Below are 19732 nucleotides of genomic sequence, written 5' to 3'. Positions count from 1 at the left end.
GTTCTGCGATGGATAGATTGACAGACATAGAGTGATAAACTTCATTATTACGCCAAAATATTCCCGTGCATTTCACGGTACATTTCTTATGTCTGTAATCTGATAGCTTTAATTAATTGAAATAGAACCGCATGCCTGTTTTTTGACGCTATGTGGTTGATATTATTTGACGTTTTAGTTTAGTAATAATATGAAATATATTGCATTGAATATAAATGAATGATGAATAACTGTTTATATTTAAGTGGATGCATTGGTGCTCTTGCATGACGTCAAGCGTATTATTTGGTTGGAAGTGAACTTTGAATTCTATTAAGCCGTTATTGAAAAAGTTGATACCTGTTCGCGCGGGATACCATATGTATCTGCGTGATATATCCGCTATTGCAATTCTGTTGTTGCCGCTGACGTTGGCGAATGCGCTTGCGGTGCTGCTAGGACATGGTTTTCGCTATGGCGAGTTTCCGGAAATCGCGGGCATGTTCTTCCGCTTGTCGGATATGCTGATCAATATTTATCCACTCTCGTTGTGCGTGGTGACGAGCTATTACCTCTCCCATAAAACGAACGTGAATAGCGCCATTTTCATCATTTATTCGGTGGCGTTGTTATATATTTTCTCTATCGCGAATGAAAGTTTATCTGCCGCTTATCATTTGCCGAACAATCCGCTGGTGGCGATGCTGAGTGCGTTTGTCACATTGGCATACTGTACGCGGATCAATTTGCAAACGTTAGAACCGCAAGCGGTGAACTTCGCACCGACGTTATTTAAACACGTCATACACTTCTTTATGTTTAGCGCATTGGCCCTTGCGTTATCCACATTGAGTTTGCAGTTGGTGCAGGTTATTTCAGCGCAAATAAAAGCGGTGCAGCCTGATCCATTGACGTTCAGTGGCGGCCTGATGTATCAGAGCATCCTTGGCTTATTAGGGGCGATTGGCATTAACGGCCACAACCTATTATTTTCTGTTAAGCAAATGCTGTATGCCGTGACACAAGATAATCTGGCCGCATGGCAAGCGGGGGAAGCTTCGCTGAATGTGATCAGCCAGGGGTTCTATGATGCCTTCTTGTCGATGGGTGGCTCGGGTAACAGTATCAGTTTGCTGCTGTGTATTTTGCTGTTTTCCAAAGAACGTAATCACATCATGCTGGCCATTGCGGCAATGCCGATGGTGATGTTTAACATCAATGAAGTATTGCTGTTTGGTTTACCGATCATTTTTAACCCGATTTTGATTGTCCCCTTTGTCTTGGTACCGCTTGTTAGCTTCGTGATTGCGTATTTGTCGATGTCTTATGGCTTAGTGAGTCCGGTTACGACGATTGTTGACTGGATGACACCACCGCTCTTGAGCGGATACATTGCGATGGACAACAGCCTTGAAGGTACATTGCTGCAATTGGTGATCATTGTGGTGGGTATCTTCATCTATCGCCCGTTCTATTTGGCGTTTGCGGGGCAGGGGTTATCATCGATTAAATCGGTGGCGCAGTTCTCAAGCGTTGAGCGCATGACGTTCAGAAACTTGCTGAGCAGTATTCGAGCCTCGGCAGAGTCGAGCATCAGCAAGGCGACAGCGCAACAACGCATGGTGAACATGCTGCGTGAAGGGGACTTGGTGATGCACTATCAATTGCTGCATAACTTAGCGGAGCCTCATAAAGTAGAATTTGAAGCCTTGCTGCGTTATCGCGATCCAAGCGGTAAAGTGTATTTTCCAACCTTCATTCAGGATTTCCAATTACTGGACGCGATGCCCATTTTGGATAAAGCCGTGCTTGAGCAAGTGCTGACAGATATGCAAAATATGCCGTTGGATCATGTTCGTCGTGTGGCGATTAATATGTCAGTGGCCTCAATTTCTGAAGCGGATTTTGTCATGCATTTTAAATCCCGTCTGACGCATTACAATATTGCACCGACGTCGTTAGCGATTGAAATCACCGAAGAGGCGATTTTGAGTGACAGTGTGCATTTGCGTAAAACCATGGAAGAGCTGCAAGCTATCGGTACCATGGTGGTGATGGATGACTTTGGTGCCGGTTATGCGTCTTTTCCGCACTTGTTGAAGTATCCGTTTGATAAAATCAAACTTGATCGCTCATTGCTGGTCGATGCCACGACGCAAAAAGGCAAAGGTTTGTATCACCTAGTGGCACAAATCGGTCAAATCGCCCAGTGCACAGTGGTCGCGGAAGGGGTGGAAGACGAGCATGAAATGGCCTTTGTCGCTCAATGCGGTGTGGATGTGATTCAGGGATACTATATCGCGCGTCCACAGCCTTTAGTGGATGTATTAGCGTTGGTAAAAGAAAAATATGTTAAAAATGAAACAATTGCACAGTCTGCCTAGGCATTGTAAATTAATATAGTGTATTGAGGTGACACGAGATGACATCCTATCGCCATGGGGTATAGGGTGTCATCTGTGTGAGCGTTATAGGGAATGTAAAATGTTCAGGATGAAAGTGTGTGACTCAACTGTTATCTAGGTTGTCAACAAACCCATATATAGTAGCGATCAGTAATGTGTTTATTATGGCCTTACCGATCTCGCTATTAGCGGCATTTTTTAACTTGCTGGCGATTTTTTTTGCCAGCGTTGGGTATGGCACACTCAGCCTGACCTTAGGGTATGCAGGAAACATGACTGCGCACATGTTTCCTGTGCTACTGAATATTTATCTCGCGACGTATTATGCTAATCAGCGGCGACTGCCTAAGGCCGCCGCGATATCGTGCTCATTAGTGGCCTTCTTTATTATCTCCCAGCAGTGGGGATTGATCGCCTCGGAGATCATGCTGCCGAATAATTTTGCGTTGTCCTTGGCCTCTGCGTTTGTTGTTTGCATCATCATTCATCATCTCAAGAAAGTCCGTTTACTCAATCTTTCCAGTTATAACAATGTCATCGACACATCCGCCAATATGTTGGTGGCGTGTATGATAGCACTGGGTGCGTTATTGGTTTTTTGCTACTTCATTGAGTTACTGTTCAGTCAGTACATTTCGCCGTATTTAACCCTCCCTGAACTGGATCCGACCTCGTTTTACGATGGCTTGCTGTATGAGTTGATTCGCGGACTATTCTGGAGTGTGGGCGTGAATGGCCATAATGTACTCCACATGTTCAAAACAGAATTGTATGAACTGAGCATGGCTAACATGGCGGATTGGCGTAATTTTGGCACCGATCTCAACATTATCAGCACGAACTTTTATGATTTCTTTACCGGGATAGGGGGAAGTGGCAATACGCTTTCGCTGGTGTTGTGCATGTTGTTCTTTGCCAAGAGCAAGGGCTACCAACTCTTGGCGCGGACGGTATTGATTTTGACTATTTTCAATATTAACGAGCCCGTATTGTTTGGCGTGCCTATCATCTTTAATCCGATCATGATTTTACCGTTCTTAGCCGTGCCTTTGGTGAGCTTTACGCTGGCGTATGCGGCGATGGCGTACGGCATTATTCCGCCATTGAGCGAAGTACACAGTTGGATCACCCCCCCGATCATCAGCGGCTACATGGGATCCGGCGGATCATATGCTGTGGCAGGTTTTCAAGTGTTTTTGATTGGGGTAGGGATGCTGATGTATTACCCTTTCTTCAAGATGATGGATCAGCGTTCTACGGGTATTGATCTGACGGACATGTTCAAAAACCGTTTCTTTACCAGTAGTGAAATTGAAGTGCGCACTAAACTCACCAGTTTCATTCCTTCCATGCAAAGTAACTTTGAAGCCCAAAAGGAAGTGGAAGCCCTGCAAAGCAATGGTTCATTCTTGCTCTATTATCAACCACAGATGGATATTACTACGGGGAAGGTGGTGGCTTTAGAAGCGCTAGTGCGCCATCAAAGCCATAATGGAAAAATTTCACCTCCGACGTTCTTGCCATCATTTAATCAACTCGGACTCATGCCTGATTTAGACTTTTGGGTGTTGGAACATGCGATTGCTGACGCTGAATTGCTCTCGTTAGCGCCTGATTTTTGTTTGTCGATTAATGTATCGTCTGAAACCGTATTAACCAAAGGGTTCGTCAAATCCTTAAAGCGGGTGATTGATAACAGCGCGTTTGATTACGCACAGATTGAAATTGAAATCACGGAAGATTTGTTGATTAAAGAAGAGCAGCGCACAGCAGCGATAATCAATGAAATTAAACAGTTAGGCGTCTCTGTTGCGCTGGATGATTTCGGGACGGGCTACTCGTCACTGGCGTATTTGTCGCGTTTTGATTTCGATAAGATAAAAATCGACCGTTCTTTAGTGACCGCATTGGATACCGAGCGGGGCAAAAGCTTGTTTGAAGTGGTGGTGCAGCTAGGGCAAATTACCCAAGCTAAAATTGTGGTAGAAGGGGTGGAAACAGAGGCCGAATTGGCGTTTGTGAATAGCCGTGGTATACGGTATGTGCAGGGCTATTATTTTTACCGTCCGATGTCGGTGGCGCAGTTAATGAATGCGGAGATAGTGTGTGATAGCCAGAATGTCCTTTCATCTGACGCTGATCTAAGGTAAATTCGCCCCCCTAAATCGTGCTGTTGGAGGCGTTATGTCGCGCACTATTCTTTATACGTATAAAACAGAAGAGAAGACGCTGTCGTTTTCCTATTCTCAATATCGTTCTATTCAGGAAGCCGTGGCGGCAGCCGAAGGGATTGATCTTACTCAGTACCTAAAAATGGAACAGCAGGTCGAGATGGTATCATCCGGCAGCAAAGCGGTTCGTGATTTCCGCGATAGCCATTTCCGTAAGCTGGGCTTTAGTAAAATCACCTTAGCGCAGAAGGAAAACCGCGGCGTTGGTGAGAAGTAAGCATCGGGCTTTCTCACTAAGACACGGCGGAACCAAAATACGAAACCCTGTCACGTTGTGACAGGGTTTTTTATTGTCAGTGGTTCGTCGACGTTGGACTGTGTGGCTCACAGGCGGCTTTCATTAACGCGAGCCCTCGTTGAAAACAGGCGCGCCACGCTGTGTCGACATCCGCATTAAACAGGGGATCGCTGATCGCCACCGTTTCCAGCAAACTGTCTAACCAGATATCAAAATCGATAGGCGATACATTTAAGCCACCACGGCCATGTCGCTCTGCATAGGTGTTAAATAATTCACGGCTTTCTTTTGACGAGGTGGAGAGCATCAGCAGCACAATGGAGAGCTTGAGCATTTTTATTTGTTTGCCCATATCTGTGCTCGCAAACATGCGGCGGAACTTCTCATCTTTCTGCCAGAAAATGTCATAAAACGTATAAAAAAATTGTTTGTCTTTTGTGCAGCGTTGATAGCTATCATTAAACACTTGCTGTGTATCCATACGGCAACGTTCCTTCCTAACCCTTCAGTTGTTTTACAGTGATTTTTCCGTGTTTTTTATTGTGTTTTATAGTGGTTGTTTGAGGACTGTTGTTTGATCGTGAGAGATCATTTATGCACTAAGTATGGTGCGAGACAAGAAGCATGCAATGGAAATGATGCCAATGGCGAGAAGCGCGTGAGGAAGTTGTGATAGGTATCCCCCAGCAGCGCCTACTGCTGAGGGATTGACCGTGATACGGCCGTTTTACACCGGACGTATACGACGGCGGTGGAACATGTTGCTGATGGCCTCAAGGCTGCACAGGATAAGTCCGAGCCAGATAAAGCCAAAACTGATGGCTTTCACGTCATCAAACACTTCACCAAACAAGAAAATCGCCAGTATGAACTGGAGAGTAGGTTCGATGTATTGCATTAACCCGACCATGGTGAGACTGGTACGGCTGATGGCCAAGGCGAAGAAAATCAACGGTGCCAGTGTGATAGGGGCTGAACCGATATACAGAAGCAAGGTGGAGGTATCTGCACCGAGTGCAGTACTGGTGCCCGCAAAGCCCGTCATGAGTACATAGATTAACGCAAACGGTGCGAGCAAAGCGGCTTCTAGCGTTACTGAGGTTAACGCATCATATTTGATGAACTTCTTACACAAGCCATAGAGCGCGAAGAAACTGCCCATGATCAGGGAAATCCACGGCAGTTCACCATAACTCCATACCTGATAAGCGATGCCCATTGCCGCAAGCACCACGGCCGCTTTTTGTGCGGCAGACAATTTTTCTTTCAGAAACAATACGCCTAATGCGATAGCAAACAGCGGGTTAATGAAAAAGCCCAGGCTGGCTGCGAGCACTTGATCATGTGTCATCGCCCATGTGAAGGCATACCAAGATACGCACATGATCAAACCGGCTAACGCCGTCATGATCAACGAACGTTTGTCTTGCCAGACGGTGGAAAAACTAGGCATTGGTCGACGTAGGATCACCATGACGGCAAACATAAACGGCACTGAAAAAATAATGCGTAATGCTAATAAGTCATTGATATTGGCTTGGGGCAAAAATTGGTAATAAAGCGGTAAAAGACCCCAAAGCATAAAAGAGAACGCGGCCAGAGCATTGCCGACACGGTGCGTTTGCATAGATGAAAACCTAACAAAAGAGAGGAAGAATTAGGCAGTATTTTGTCACGAATATTTCGCGGCAAGAACAGAAATCTATGCTTTACCCATAATATTTTTGTGGCTTATTTGTTGTGTTTATTACTTTTTCATTGCGATGATGGTATGAACCAGCCAAAGACGTTTTTTTCCTGTTAAATTGGCCGAATATTCTTGCTTTTTCTTCCAAGATATAATGTAAAAGGAGGCGAGGAGTCGCTCTAATTCGGCTTGGCTATGCGTTAGGATGGGCAGGCTTTCTTGTGGCTCGAGTGTTTCAGCACCCAAGAAATGGCCGCAAAAAATCCCGTTGATTTGTAAGCTGTGCTCGATGCGAGCCCAGAGCGTTTTAAAGTCCTGCGGTGTGCAAAAAAACAGGCAGGCACTGGCATTGATCAGGTGTGCTTTGGGGAATTGATATTCAGCAAAACTGCTGATTTGAATATCCAGGTTCGGGTTTGCGCCTAGCAGCGGGTGTTCAGAGAGTAGATTGAGGCGGGGGACGTCATTGTCGAAGGCAAATACCCGATACCCTTGCTCCAATAAGTACAGGGTGTCTCGTCCGGTGCCACAGGCACAATCGACGGCGACGCGGTGCGTCAAATCCTCACCTAAGAAGGTATGGGCTTCCACCAAATGTGAACGGGGTGTCAGCACGGGTTGATTATTAAAGTGCGTTAGCCAATCGGCGGTTGCCATAGACACCTCTTAGTGGATGAAAACGTTTCAGATGAAATATCACGTATGAAGACAACGAAGGCCAAAAACAGTTTGGTGGACTGTGAGCCCGCGATAACAAATCAAGTATAGCGAATGGTTTTTCATTAAAACGTCATCCTCTCAGGGAAGTATAATTAGCATAGGTATACCTGATGTAAACTCTGGTATTATAGGCCGACATCAAGCTGTTGATGTCATATATAAAAGACAAGAGAGAATAGAATGACTAAGTTAACCACAGATATTAAAGCGAACTGTGATCTGTTTGTTGCAGAGACAAAAGAAACCCTACAGGTTTGGGGCCTTTGTAATGAAGAGGGTGACTGGCTTTCTGTTGACTCAAGTGAGTTTGAAGCATCAGAAGTGATGCCATTCTGGTCAAACCAAGCAGATGCAGCATTGCATTGTGTTGATGAGTGGGCTGAATTTGTCTCTGTGATGATCCCATTGGATGTGTTCGTTGAAGATTGGATGATCACATTGTCTGAAGATGGCGTACTGGTTGGCCTTAACTGGACAACTGAACTACTTGGTTCAGAGTTAGAGCCATCTGACGTGGCGAAACTATACCTGTAATTTTTACCGGTTTAGCGCTGCAAAGAAAGGCTACGAGGCATAACTGCCCGTAGCCTTTCTTGTTATTCGTCGATATTCACCTCGCGGTTTCCCCCTCTTTGTTCCGCCTTCCGCTGCGCTGTGTAAGCGTCATGACTCCTGTGAAGGTCCTCTCTTCTCTGCTATTTTGTTGCCACCACCACCGTATGACGATCAGCTATACTTTTGCTAGAACGGCGTTGTCGAGCGCGATAACCACGCGGAATAATCAAGTGAAGTAATGGGAGGTGGCGTATGGTGCTGTCAGAATGTCGCCAGCTAATGGCTGATCAAGCCATCGTGGAAGCGAAGTTGGTGCACGATTTTCTTAGCGCGGGCTGGAGTGTGCATTTCATTGATCACGAAGGTAATGATTACCCCATTACCGATACCTACGGCATTCCTTGCAGTTACGATTCATTGAAGCAAGCGCAAGATATGGTGCAGCAAGTGGGTAAGTGTCCAATCACCATTGATAGTTTATTCCGCTTTGCAGAGCGTTAACGTTAAGATAATGGGGGCTGCAAGGTGAGTGATAGTCTGGCCTCGATCTGAAACGCGGGCAGTGGTCGGAGTTGAATTAAAAAGTACGGTCGTGCTAAAACTGTATGAGATGAAGAATACTGATCCCGAATGCGTGATCACCCAAAGGTGCGATGAACAAAAAACAGCATACCCGCGAGCACATTTTAACCACGGCCTTTGCCCTTGCAAGCCAAGACGGGCTCGATAGTTTAACTATTGGTGAATTGGCGAAGGCAGCAGGGTTATCCAAGAGTGGGGTATTTGCCCATTTTCACTCTAAAGATAACCTACAGCTTGCCGTTTTGGCATTTGCTGGTCAGCAGTTCGTTGAGCGGGTGATTCAACCGGCCCGACAGGTTGAGCACAACAGCATAGAAGCCAAATTGCGTCAGTTACTGTCGCTATGGCTCGCATGGAATCGTTCATTTCAAGGCAGTTGCATGTTTCTTGATGCGTGGAAAGACGGCGCACAAAGTGATGATCCAATTCAGCAAGGTTTGGCGAATTTGACGCACCGTTGGTTGATGTATCTTCACCATCAAATTGAAAAGGCCAAAGCCAGCGGGGAGTTCTCGGCGCAATTGGATAATTGGCAGTGTGTCTACCAGTTGTACGGTGTGTATTTGAGCAGCCATTTGTTCCGCTCCTTGGCGCTTGAAACGGAAGACCACCAGCGGTTTTGGTGGGGTATCGATGACTTATTACAGCAATGGCGAGCGTAAGATCGCTGCTGTAGCACCGTGCCGCGTAGCACTACACAGCAAAGCATAGCACTATGCAATAGCACTCAGTGCGATTGGCTTACTACAAAAAAGCACGATCGTTCTTTTTTGTGCGGTGAATTTTATTTATGTTTTTGGTTTAGAGAGGTAAGGATGAGTAGCAAGATTTACTTCCAGAAAGACGCAACATTTAATGTCCGTAAAACAATGGTCAACCTATCGACCCGTTTACATCACCGCCTTGCTCCTCAGCATGCCAAGAAGATCGCAATGAAAGTGTTGCTGACGCCTGAACGAAGCCATCGTCAGGTTGATGCGCCCGACGGTTTGGTTCGTCAACCCATCATGACCTCAGAAGGCACTATGATGACGTACCGCCTCGGAGAGGGGCCAACATGGGTATTAGGGCAYGGTTGGTCAGGGTCTGCGACACAATTTTTGCCGTTAATGGCACACATTGCAGCTGCAGGGTACACCGCATTAGCCTTTGATAACCCTGCCCACGGCGAAAGTGAAGGGCTGTACGGCCACTTACCGGGGTTTATTCGTGCATTGGATGATGTGCTTGAAGCACAGACGCAGATCGCAGGGGTCGTAGCACACAGTATGGGGGGCGCCATGGTATTGGAAAGTGCGCATGCTTGTTTGCAGGGTAAGCCGGTACTACTGGTGGCACCTGTGCTGAACTATACCGATAATCTGGTCTCTGCGGTGCAGCATTCTGGGTATTCCATGAAGCTGTTTAATGCGGTGGTGGAGGACATTGCCCAAGCGTACCAATGCCCATTGAATTCGATTGATCCGGTGGCGAAATTGCATCAATGGCAAGGCAAAGTGGTGATTGTGCATGATCGCCAAGACCGATTTGCGGCTTTTACCGAATCAGAAACGGCTTCGGCGTTGAATCACGTCACACTGATTGCGACAGAAGGACTCGGCCATGGGCGTATTTTGCAAAGTGAACAATTGCGTCAAGGCTTCGATCTGTTGTTGGCGTCGTGATGCTTTCTGTCTGAAGCGGTATGACGAACAAAAAAACGTGTGTTGTACGCGATGCATAACACGCGTTTTTTCTTTTTAGCGTATCGCGCTGGTGGTCGACGGTAGTGCTGAGGCGGGAATGACAACGACGGTTGGTTATACCCTCATCCGTTAACCTGTGCATTCTGTGTGGCAAGGGCGTGTTCGCGTTGTGCCACTTCTTCATCTAATTCGGCAATTTTCGCCGCCATCAGCTGATGGCAGTGTTCCGCTAATGCTCGTGCATCTTTCAGCGTATAGCCTGACACATCAATCGGGTCGAGCATTTCCGTGATCACAATGCCGTTGTTTCGCTTGGATAGCGCTATCTTATGGTGAATAGAGCTGACACAGACCGGTACAATAGGTACACCTGCTGCAATGGCCATACGAAATGCCCCCGTTTTGAAAGGCAGCAATCCACGGCCTTTACTGCGCGTACCTTCTGGATACATCCAAATAGACAAATCACGTTCATGAATGGCGGTGACAACTTGCTGGATGGTGTCACGGGCTTTGGATTTATTTTCTCGGTCAATCAAGATATTGCCGGTGATCCAGTACAGTTGTCCAAAAAATGGGATCCAAAGTAGGCTCTTTTTCCCGATAGACACTGTGCGGGGGGGCAACATGCCGGGTGAGGTGACGAAATCAAACACGTTCTGGTGGTTGGATATGTAGACGGCACGCGGCACGGTTTGGGCTTTTTCTAATCCGCGTTGGATCAGAGTGACTCCAACCAGTTTATGAAGTTGGTTGAACCAGCGGCAGAAAAAGTAGACATGCTTGGGATCGCGGGGTTTGAAGACGCTGCAATAGATCAGAGCAAAAAGGCTCATCACTATCATAAAAACAGCAGCCAGTAAAAGTCGAATAAACGTCAGCACGCGCACTCCTTAGCATATGGAACAAGAGGATGTTTATTATGTGTTTTTTTGATCAGCGTGACCAGCCTAATACTGTTACTTTGAGGGGGAAAAGGCAATAAGTGTCAGTTGTTGGTCGAAAATGACGTTCTTGATAAGGTAAAGTGTTGTAGATTCACAAAAAACAGGGTATTCATAAATCTCATTTCTGTTTTGAGAGTCACCTATTATACGCTAGCGGTGACATTCTGCTTATGGGTGAACAATGACATCAAAATTACGCCATTTACTGCTTGGAATGCTGCTGGCTGGGTTGTGTGCAAAACCAGCTATAGCACGGTCATCATTAGATATGATGATCACGGGCGGACAGGTTTACACCATGCCACCAGATACCGTCATTGGCATTACTGATGGTAAATTCAGTTACTTGGGGCCATCAGAAGACGCGCAGTCATTAGTGACCGCGACAACTGAGCACATCGACGCCCAAGGCAGTGCGATTTATCCTGGCTTCATTGATTTACATACTCACCTTTTTGATACGATTGGGTTTGAAAAGGTGGCCTGTAAGTTGGATTTGGCTGCGGAAACGGTATCTATTGGAGCATGTCGCCAAACGGCAGCAACGCTTTCGCAAGGACAATGGTTAATTGGGTTTGCGCAAGGTTTGTTAACCATCGATTTAGATGGTTTGACACCAAGAGAATGGCTTGATGCCCATTTTACACAAACCCCAGTGGTGATTAGTGAGCCACATTCCTCGGTGATTTGGATGAATTCAGTGGCGTTAAGTCTGATGAAGATCACCAAGCACAGTGTGGATCCTATAGGTGGAAAAATTATTCGCACGGCTGAAAATATCGCTAGCGGTATAGTATTGGGTTCATTGTCAGAGCTAGTGTTAGAAGAAGCGTTAAAAACCTATCCGCTAGACATGCCGAAGGTCTTGTCGCGTTTTGGCACTTTGTCGCTGGAACTACAACGCTTGGGCATCACCAGTATTGGTGAGTCAGGTGGATTTTGGTGCGGGGGAGGGATGAAATTCTGGGAAGAGATCTCACAGCAGTATAACCAAGGGTTACGATTGTCGGTGCGACCCCGCTTATCGCCGTTTAAAGGTGTGAATGATCAGCTGGCGCAACTCAGGCATATGTACCGTAATGATTTAAACGCGCGTTATCTGCTTAATCAGGTAAAAATCAATGTTGATGGTCAGTATCGCTTAGGGACTGCTCGGTTGAGCTATCCTTACCATGAACCCGCTGTTAAGTCGGAGCCGAATGGCCTTTTCTATTTTACACCCACAGAATTGAACTCATGGCTTATGCGCTTGAAAGAAATTGGTTTTAGCGCGTATATCCACGCTGAAGGGGATTCTGCAGTAGAAGCGTCGCTATATTCGATTCAAAATGCGCGTCGTAATAGCGATGATCAACGCTTTACGGTGACAGGTATGCAGTTCATTAAGCCAGTGCAATATCCACTGTTCAATGAGTTGGGTGTGACGGTCAACTTTTTGTTCAATGCCGCGGAAGACGCTGAACTTGCACATAGTGCAACGAATCATGCCAAGGTGGTCAGCGTGAAAGCGCTGGAGAAGTTTTCAACCAGTATCGCATTAAGCAGCGGGGGGATTGGAGCTCAATATGTTTCGCCTCTTGAGCGTATTAGTGAAAACTTACAGCAGCCAGAACGCTATGCGCTGAATGATATCCATAAGGCGATCGAGAGCTACACGATTGAACCGGCTAAATCGCTCGGGATTGAATCGGTCACTGGCAGTATTGTGATTGGCAAGTCGGCGGATTTAGCATTTGTCGATAAGGATTTAACGAAACTGAATGCAGAACAGATCGCAAAATCCACCGTTTTAATGACCATGTTACAAGGGGAGATTACCTTTGTGCATGAGAAAATGAAATCGGTCAATCAAACTACTAATTCCTTGTTTTGACCGAGTTTTATTGGCAATAAGAAGGAGAGCGTGAAGCCTGTCGCAGTTGTTTCTTGCTTGGAAAAAAACAACTGGATAACACCACGGATACAGGCGATAACTACCCTCAGTAGATACAGTCATTAACCCATAGGTTGTGTTTTCGTATCTATTTCTTCTGTTGTGTGGAGTTTATGGGCTAGCATTTTTTGCTAGCCTTTTTTTTGTTTTTCGCTGCATAACCTTTCTCATTTACTCCTTTTCTCATCCTTTCATTATTCCTTTACCGCTACTACCTTACCGTAATCTTAGCGCTGCATTTTTGCGCGTTCGGATTATGTGATGCAGGCTATTTTTTGTGGTTCAGCGTCATAACGAGACAAATAAAAGGGTGTGTTTTTTCATATGAAGGGCTGGAAAAAACAGGATGTGCATATTTTGCCATCAATGTGCCTTTTCTTGTGAGGATTACATGGTTGATAGGGTCTAAACTTGATAGAATCCACAATTATCCACCATAAATAATTGTCATTTCGATTGCAGTAAAGGAAGCGTGAGCGGTGAAAATAGCAGTATATACGATGTTAGTGGCAGGCTTGGTCACAGGTTGCAGTTCTGCCCCGGATCATGATCAATCAAACTCCCAGACACTGGAATCACAGAAGCACTCAGCAAACCACCGCACCAGTGGTAACGATCCCCGCTATACCTATATACCGATGGACGTGCCACTGTCATCAACCCCGACGTTTGATACGGTCTATCGTCAGTGGCAAGGCACGCCGTATAAATTAGGCGGCACCAGCCGTAAAGGCATTGATTGTTCAGCATTTGTACAAGTGGGCTTTTCTGATGTCCTGAAAATGCAATTGCCGCGCACGACGTCTGAGCAAGTGCGTAAAGGCAAATGGGTGGATATAAAAGCACTCAAAAAAGGGGATTTGGTCTTCTTTAAAACGGGTCGTAACCTGCGCCATGTGGGGATCTATGTCGGTGATGAACAGTTCCTGCATGCATCAACCTCACAGGGTGTCATGATCTCTAGTCTGAACAATCCATACTGGCAACGCACCTATTGGCAAGCCCGTCGTATTACCCCGTAGGTGAGATGCTGATCTCGATAGACCGCTATACTCTAGGAGCACCAAAACGTAAACGAGGTGATCCTATGGCTATCGCAATGACTGTCGAGCAGTTCCTGGACAATAACAATATCGATTTTAATCTCACCCAGCATAAGCACACTGACACATCTTTTAGTTCCGCTATTGCGTCTCACGTTCCGACGGCGCAAGTCGCTAAAGCGGTAGTGCTAAAAGATCAGCAAGGCGAATTTTTAATGGCGGTCGTGCCCTCTAACCGACGCGTGATGATTGATAAAATCAGTCGCATGCTCGGCAAACCGTATTTCTTGGTCGGGGAGCATGAGTTATCGCAGCTCTTTCAAGACTGTGAACCGGGTGCGGTGCCCTCATTAGGACCTGCTTATCAGGTGGATATGCTGGTGGATGACATGTTGCTCGAACAAGACGAGTTGTACATTGAGTCCGGTGACCACAAGCACTTGATCCATGTGGATCAAACGCAGTTCCAAAAGATCATGAAAGACGTACCGCACCAAAACATTAGCGGCTATCGCATGATGTATTCACAAGGGCATGAAGGGCGACACTGGGAGTGGGAGTGAATCACGTCGCAGTGTTTATCGATTGATGATCGTACTAGACAGACTGTACAAGACTACTTCGAGACAGGTCTAAAAAAATAGCCCACGGCATGATGCCGTGGGCTATGTCTATATTGGGCGGAGTGTGTGGCGGTTATTGCAGTCTTAGCCACAATCCAGGCAGGCTGGTAAAGCCGGTGGTCACACTGGCGACCTTGCCTTTCTCTATGATCACCACCGTGGGTACTGCCGTGAATCCCCACGCTTTCATGATATTACCTCGTTGATCATTGATCGTTGTAAAGCGGTAATCATGATGATCCAGATAGGCAGCTAACCGGCGATCATCGCCAGAGTTTAACGCCACAGTGATCACGCGATAGTCATCCGCCAACCAGTTAACGGCGGGACTCACAAAGCGGCATACAGAACACCATGATCCCCAGAAATACAGCATGACGGGTTCATCTTGGCTGAGAGCGGCTAAATCCATCTGCTCACCAAGTAACGTTTGCAGGTGTGGTGTTGGTAGCGTGTCCGTCGGCAGATTGCGACTGCGCCACATGTCCACCCCCATACTGACAACAGTCACCAATATCAGCATCCATACTGCTTCTTTCAACCAGCGTTTCCAACGGGGTGAAGAAGGGGGATTCGCACCCGTTTGTGCCGATGCGTGTTTATCTTGAGATGTCGTCATCAGCTTGCCTTACTGTGTGGCGGACTGTGCAGCTGATGATAGCGCATTGAGCACATCATCATTGGTCAGGATCACCGGTAGGGGGATGCCTTTCGGTGCTTTCGGACCATAGACGATATTAAACGGTACCCCGTAACGGCCATTTGAGCGTAGGTAGCCGGTGATGTAATCTGACGGTTTGGTCCAGTCACCACGCATAAGCACGATGTTGTCGCCGGCAAGTTGGCTGTGTACCGGATCTTGCAATAGCACACTGACTTTATTGACCTTACAGGTGATACACCAATCGGCCGTGACATCCACCACCACGGTTTTGCCTGCTTTCACATAGTCATCAATCGCTTCTACATCCAGCGGCTGCCATGCATGATCTTGCGGGAGTGGCGTTGACCAGTTATCGGCGGTCATGCTGCCCGCGATCAAACCACCACCGCTACCCAGTACCACCATGGCGAGTGCGAAGATCACCGGTTTACGGCCTTTCGTTTTGCCCAATCGCCATAGCAACACGGTTAGCATGAGTGCACCAATAATGGCTACCACAGGCGTGCTGAGGAAGTTGGTCATCAAGCTCAGTAACCACACGCTGGTCGCAAGCATCATGAAGCCAAACAGGGTTTTGACTTTGTCCATCCACCCCCCCGGCTTAGGCAGCATTTGTGCCAAGCGTGGGAAGAGGGCAATCACCAACCACGGCGCTGCCATACCGATGGCCAGCGCAGTGAAGATAGCGATCAAGGTCAGCATATCGGCGCCCAAGGCAAAGGCCACGGCGGTACCTAAGAATGGCGCGCTGCACGGCGTTGCCAGTAGGGTCGCGAACATGCCTTGCACAAAGTGACCGACGTAAGACTCATCCCCTTGGGTGGCCAACCAGGTATTGGTATTGCTCGACAGGCGGATCTCAAACAGCCCCAGCATGTTGGCCGCGAAAAGGGCGGTGATCACCACCATCGCACCAATGAAAAACGGACTCTGGAACTGAATGCCCCAGCCGAGCGCTTGCCCTGATACTTTCAGTGCGATCAGGAAGCCTGCCAGTAGCCAGAATGAAGTCACAATGCCAGCTGCCGACGACAAAAACTGCAAGCGAATTTGTTTTCGTGCCAACCCTTCTGCCGCAATCACGCTACTCAGTTTCATCCCCAAAACAGGAAGCACACAAGGCATGATATTCAGGATTAAGCCACCCAGCAGGGCAAAGCCGATGATTTCCCATAAGTTAGTGCTGCTATCTACGGGGATCGCAAGGGGTTGATGGCTGGCAACCGCCGTTTCTTCGACCGCAAAACCGTTATCACTGATGGTGATATTCAAGGTTTCATTGTTCAGTTTTGGTGTGCCAAACCAGCTGTTTACCGGCATTGTTGCGATCAGCGTGTTGCCATTAATGTCGACAGTCGGCTTTAAGAATGAAGCGTCTTTCACGTTCTGGGTGTCGCCATCGACAAACACATCCGGCTGCTGCCAGCCTAAGCTGTTGGTAGCAACCAGCGTGAGCTCACGACTTTTTTCATCCCAACTGGCGGCATCAATGGTGACGGACGGTTGCGCTTGTGGGACGTGGCTCATGCCTTGGTTGTACAAGTGCATGGCTTCTTCGTTATAACGTACCGCGTTCGGTTGGAAGTTTAGCGTGATCTCGTAGTCGGTCAGCACACAGATATTGGTACACGACGACATGGTTAATTTGCCGGACACAAAAACCGGCTTCTCCATGTCTTCAATGTGCAAAGTCATGGGGAAATTAATGTGGTGCTTATAGCCAAGGGTTTCTACGCCTAAGAACTCATAGCGTTTTGGCATCGGCCAATGCCAGTCGACATCGCTGACATTGCTGGACAATGCCCAATCAATCGAGGGGGCAACACCACCTTCGCCCGGGCTGCGCCAGTAGGTTTTCCAATCATCATTCAGTTGGACTTCAAGCAACCCTTCGACTGTTTTAGCGGCCGGATCGGTTTGCCCTGTGAGCATAAAGCGCACTTGAATAGGCGGGTGGTCTGGGTTATTTAACCACCCCGTAGAGGCGTTGTTTGCCCATGCATTTAACGACATGAACAGGCTCATGAATGCCATGATTAGCACAACGAAAGTACGGGTGGTTGAGACACGGCGAGCTTCGATGCGGCCGTGTGGATACAGGTGATTCACTGTGGTGACTCCAAAAATAAAAACGTTACAGAACGCGCTTACGCGATGGCCAGAATGGACTCAGCCGGTTTCATTCCCGGAAAACACAAAAAGTCAGGTGACGCCGCTGCGTCGGAATAATCGGTTCAGTGAGAACCGGTACCAGTAACCCTGCGCCGGCAAAGACAGCAAAGGTAAGGACGATAAACAGTAAATTGATGATGCCGTGTTCAAGTTGGGGCGAGTGCCACGGTAGCAGGTGGTCAGTCAGCGAACAGGCGTTGCTGATGTCGCTGTTGGCTATGCGGGTGAGGGCATCATTTTGTTGCGCTTCGGCGTGCAACGCGTCGATCTGCATGGCAAGAAACGCGACGATAGGGTTTGATTGTGCCAACGCCGGTGTATTGCCGGTGATAAAGGTCGCGTTAAGCGTATCAACCGCGTTGACGGTCGGTGATGCCGAGCAGGTCGTTGTTAGTCGTGTATTTTGACTGGTGCACACAAACATCGCCATGGCGATTAACCATAGGGCGTATTTGGCTCGTTGGCGGCGTGTGTCAGTGGCATACATGAAAAACGTTTTTAGACCTTACTTCAGTCAGCGTGTTGGGTATCAACAGGCTGAAAATAAACATGCTTGAACGAAATCAGACCGGCCGTAGCACGAAAAGTTTCCCTATCACCCTAAATTCCCTCAAGATGCGATCTTCAACGAAAGGGTATTGGGCGTTCACTTGAGTATGGGCTATTTTCGTTGTTTTTTTGCAGGGCTGCAAGGGTGAAAAAGCCACCTGCCGCTCAGTGCAGGTGGCTCCAGATTGCATGACGACGATGCCGTTTTTGCAATGCGCCTGTTTTTACGCAGACACGGTCGTGAAAATTAGCGCTTGTTACGCAAGTAACGCTTACGACGCTCTTCTTTTACGCGAATTTTTTCTTCGGCTTTGCGCTCGCTTTCTACAGCCACATCGATCAACTCTTGGGTGATCATTTCTGGGCGTTCCATCGTGATTTGACCCAGCGTACCGTTACGCAGTTCATTGATCAGAATTTCAGAGGCTTTGTGCAGATCCACGCGACCACCTGATTTCAGACAACCACGCTTGCGACCGATTTCTTCCATCATTTCGATTTCAGATTCTGGTAGCTCGTCAATGTCGTAACGGGCTTTCAAGCGCTCAGGGTAGGCTTGTGCCAAGTATTCAACGGTAAAGAAAGCCACATCGATGTAATCCATCGCGGTATCTTTCACTGCGCCCGTTGCGGCAAGGCGGAAACCACTGTGTGGGTTTTCCACTTTTGGCCACAAAATTCCAGGGGTATCAGACAGTACGATCCCGTTTTGCAGGTTAATACGCTGCTGCTGACGGGTAACGGCTGGCTGGTTACCGGTAATCGCCACTGAACGACCCGCAAGGGTGTTGATAATGGTCGATTTACCCACGTTCGGGATACCCATGATCATGGTGCGAATATGCTTGCCCATGTCTTCACGGTGTGGCGCCAATTTGCGGCACAGCTCAGTGATTTTATTCACTTCGTTAATGTTTTCAGTGGTGATGGCAATGGCTTTTACGCCTTGCTCTTTTTCAAGGTGATTGATCCACATCTCCGTCATTTCCGGATCCGCCAAGTCACGCTTGTTCAGCACTTTAACGACAGGCTTGTTGTTCTTTTCACGAAAGGTTTTGATCAGTGGGTTTTCGCTACTGAAAGGGATACGGGCATCAAGCACTTCAATGATCACATCGATCTTTGGAAGTACTTCCTCAATCTCTTTACGCGCTTTGTGCATGTGGCCCGGGAACCACTGGATGGTGTTACTCATAGGGAAGCTCTATTTTCTTTTCCGGCGTGCGAGCACCTTGGGTAAGCGCAACCGGTGGAATTCATGTCGGTTATTTGCAGCAGTCGCCTGCATCACCAACGATTACGGTTTGTGAGGAAGTGTAACGTACTTCTTGATATACATAAATCTTTTCACGCCGTTGCTGTGGAAGCGGCAGAAGGTAAACGGAGATGCGCGTATTTACTGTGCGTTAATGATAGCCAGCCACGTTAGCGAATCGGGTTGCCGTTGTCGTGCCTGTTCATGTGCGAGGGGGTCGGTCATCGTCCTTGTCTACATTTTCATGCCATTGCTTGATGCGGCCCTCTGCCGCCATATCATGGATGGCATCAATAAGGGCTTTGTCACGTTTTGCAAAATACAGGTCTTCTTCGGCTTTGCCGCGTAACTTCATGCGTTCTGAAAAGTCCATAACTCCTCCTTGCTGGCACTCAAAGGGCTTACTATAAGCGTAGACAAGCGGTATACCGTTTGAGAGTGAAATAGGTGACAGCTTGATCTTG

At 47.5% G+C, this 19732-nt stretch carries 19 protein-coding genes; 10 read left to right on the top strand and 9 right to left on the bottom strand.

Annotated elements, in window-relative coordinates; genetic code table 11:
- Positions 1-359 precede the first annotated feature (359 nt).
- From L4C36_RS16820 to L4C36_RS16810, 3 genes are all read left to right on the top strand, one after another.
- Positions 360-2363 carry an EAL domain-containing protein gene (locus L4C36_RS16820; protein WP_428478960.1) on the top strand — a complete coding sequence of 668 codons (2004 nt, stop codon included), beginning with the start codon at positions 360-362 and terminating at the stop codon, positions 2361-2363.
- 185 nt (positions 2364-2548) lie between these two features.
- Positions 2549-4534: an EAL domain-containing protein gene (locus L4C36_RS16815; protein WP_428478959.1), complete on the top strand. Its 1986-nt coding sequence runs from the start codon at positions 2549-2551 to the stop codon at positions 4532-4534.
- A 34-nt stretch (positions 4535-4568) separates the two neighbouring features.
- The gene (locus L4C36_RS16810) at positions 4569-4832 is read left to right on the top strand and encodes a DUF2960 domain-containing protein (RefSeq protein ID WP_428478958.1); all 264 of its coding nucleotides are present in this window, start codon (positions 4569-4571) and stop codon (positions 4830-4832) included.
- Positions 4833-4908: 76 nt separating this feature from the next.
- Here L4C36_RS16810 and L4C36_RS16805 read toward each other — a convergent pair whose 3' ends face one another.
- The 3 genes from L4C36_RS16805 to L4C36_RS16795 all read right to left on the bottom strand — a co-directional run bounded on the left by L4C36_RS16805 (position 4909) and on the right by L4C36_RS16795 (position 7197).
- Positions 4909-5334: a globin gene (locus tag L4C36_RS16805; RefSeq protein ID WP_428478957.1), complete on the bottom strand. Its 426-nt coding sequence runs from the start codon at positions 5332-5334 to the stop codon at positions 4909-4911.
- A gap of 246 nt (positions 5335-5580) precedes the next feature.
- Positions 5581-6480, bottom strand: coding sequence for an EamA family transporter RarD (rarD, locus tag L4C36_RS16800; protein ID WP_428478956.1), 900 nt, complete (start codon positions 6478-6480; stop codon positions 5581-5583).
- Between the two features lie 120 nt (positions 6481-6600).
- Positions 6601-7197 (bottom strand): class I SAM-dependent methyltransferase, encoded by a 597-nt coding sequence (locus L4C36_RS16795; protein ID WP_428478955.1) that lies wholly within the window; start codon positions 7195-7197, stop codon positions 6601-6603.
- A 243-nt stretch (positions 7198-7440) separates the two neighbouring features.
- Between L4C36_RS16795 and L4C36_RS16790 the strand changes: the two genes are divergently transcribed.
- The 4 genes from L4C36_RS16790 to L4C36_RS16775 all read left to right on the top strand — a co-directional run bounded on the left by L4C36_RS16790 (position 7441) and on the right by L4C36_RS16775 (position 10061).
- Positions 7441-7794 (top strand): DUF2750 domain-containing protein, encoded by a 354-nt coding sequence (locus tag L4C36_RS16790; RefSeq protein WP_428478954.1) that lies wholly within the window; start codon positions 7441-7443, stop codon positions 7792-7794.
- Positions 7795-8067: 273 nt separating this feature from the next.
- The gene (locus L4C36_RS16785) at positions 8068-8316 is read left to right on the top strand and encodes a hypothetical protein (RefSeq protein ID WP_428478953.1); all 249 of its coding nucleotides are present in this window, start codon (positions 8068-8070) and stop codon (positions 8314-8316) included.
- A gap of 152 nt (positions 8317-8468) precedes the next feature.
- Positions 8469-9059 carry a TetR/AcrR family transcriptional regulator gene (locus L4C36_RS16780; protein ID WP_428478952.1) on the top strand — a complete coding sequence of 197 codons (591 nt, stop codon included), beginning with the start codon at positions 8469-8471 and terminating at the stop codon, positions 9057-9059.
- Positions 9060-9212: 153 nt separating this feature from the next.
- Entirely contained in the window at positions 9213-10061 is an 849-nt protein-coding gene (locus L4C36_RS16775; RefSeq protein WP_428478951.1) for an alpha/beta hydrolase, read from the top strand.
- Positions 10062-10204: 143 nt separating this feature from the next.
- On the opposite strand, the gene L4C36_RS16770 is transcribed toward L4C36_RS16775, so the two are convergent.
- On the bottom strand, positions 10205-10966 hold the full coding sequence (locus tag L4C36_RS16770) for a 1-acylglycerol-3-phosphate O-acyltransferase (protein WP_428478950.1): 762 nt from the start codon (positions 10964-10966) through the stop codon (positions 10205-10207).
- Positions 10967-11210: 244 nt separating this feature from the next.
- Between L4C36_RS16770 and L4C36_RS16765 the strand changes: the two genes are divergently transcribed.
- The 3 genes from L4C36_RS16765 to L4C36_RS16755 all read left to right on the top strand — a co-directional run bounded on the left by L4C36_RS16765 (position 11211) and on the right by L4C36_RS16755 (position 14568).
- Complete coding sequence (locus tag L4C36_RS16765) at positions 11211-12902, top strand: amidohydrolase (RefSeq protein ID WP_428478949.1); 1692 nt, start codon at positions 11211-11213, stop codon at positions 12900-12902.
- 539 nt (positions 12903-13441) lie between these two features.
- Positions 13442-13984 carry an NlpC/P60 family protein gene (locus L4C36_RS16760; RefSeq protein ID WP_428478948.1) on the top strand — a complete coding sequence of 181 codons (543 nt, stop codon included), beginning with the start codon at positions 13442-13444 and terminating at the stop codon, positions 13982-13984.
- A 65-nt stretch (positions 13985-14049) separates the two neighbouring features.
- On the top strand, positions 14050-14568 hold the full coding sequence (locus tag L4C36_RS16755) for an aminoacyl-tRNA deacylase (protein ID WP_428478947.1): 519 nt from the start codon (positions 14050-14052) through the stop codon (positions 14566-14568).
- Between the two features lie 133 nt (positions 14569-14701).
- Here the strand turns inward: L4C36_RS16755 and L4C36_RS16750 are convergent, their stop codons facing one another.
- The 5 genes from L4C36_RS16750 to L4C36_RS16730 all read right to left on the bottom strand — a co-directional run bounded on the left by L4C36_RS16750 (position 14702) and on the right by L4C36_RS16730 (position 19641).
- The gene (locus tag L4C36_RS16750) at positions 14702-15247 is read right to left on the bottom strand and encodes a protein disulfide oxidoreductase (RefSeq protein WP_428478946.1); all 546 of its coding nucleotides are present in this window, start codon (positions 15245-15247) and stop codon (positions 14702-14704) included.
- Between the two features lie 9 nt (positions 15248-15256).
- Positions 15257-17326, bottom strand: a complete 2070-nt coding sequence (locus L4C36_RS16745) for a protein-disulfide reductase DsbD family protein (RefSeq protein WP_428478972.1) — start codon at positions 17324-17326, stop codon at positions 15257-15259.
- 145 nt (positions 17327-17471) lie between these two features.
- Positions 17472-17894 (bottom strand): hypothetical protein, encoded by a 423-nt coding sequence (locus L4C36_RS16740; RefSeq protein ID WP_428478945.1) that lies wholly within the window; start codon positions 17892-17894, stop codon positions 17472-17474.
- A gap of 366 nt (positions 17895-18260) precedes the next feature.
- A complete protein-coding gene (ylqF, locus tag L4C36_RS16735) occupies positions 18261-19208 on the bottom strand; it encodes a ribosome biogenesis GTPase YlqF (RefSeq protein WP_428478944.1) in 948 nt (315 codons plus the stop codon).
- 262 nt (positions 19209-19470) lie between these two features.
- Entirely contained in the window at positions 19471-19641 is a 171-nt protein-coding gene (locus tag L4C36_RS16730) for a hypothetical protein (RefSeq protein WP_428478943.1), read from the bottom strand.
- Positions 19642-19732 lie beyond the last annotated feature (91 nt).

The organism is Photobacterium japonica (assembly GCF_050337005.1).
GTDB lineage: Bacteria > Pseudomonadota > Gammaproteobacteria > Enterobacterales > Vibrionaceae > Photobacterium > Photobacterium japonica.
This window is presented reverse-complemented; position numbering and strand designations above follow the sequence as displayed.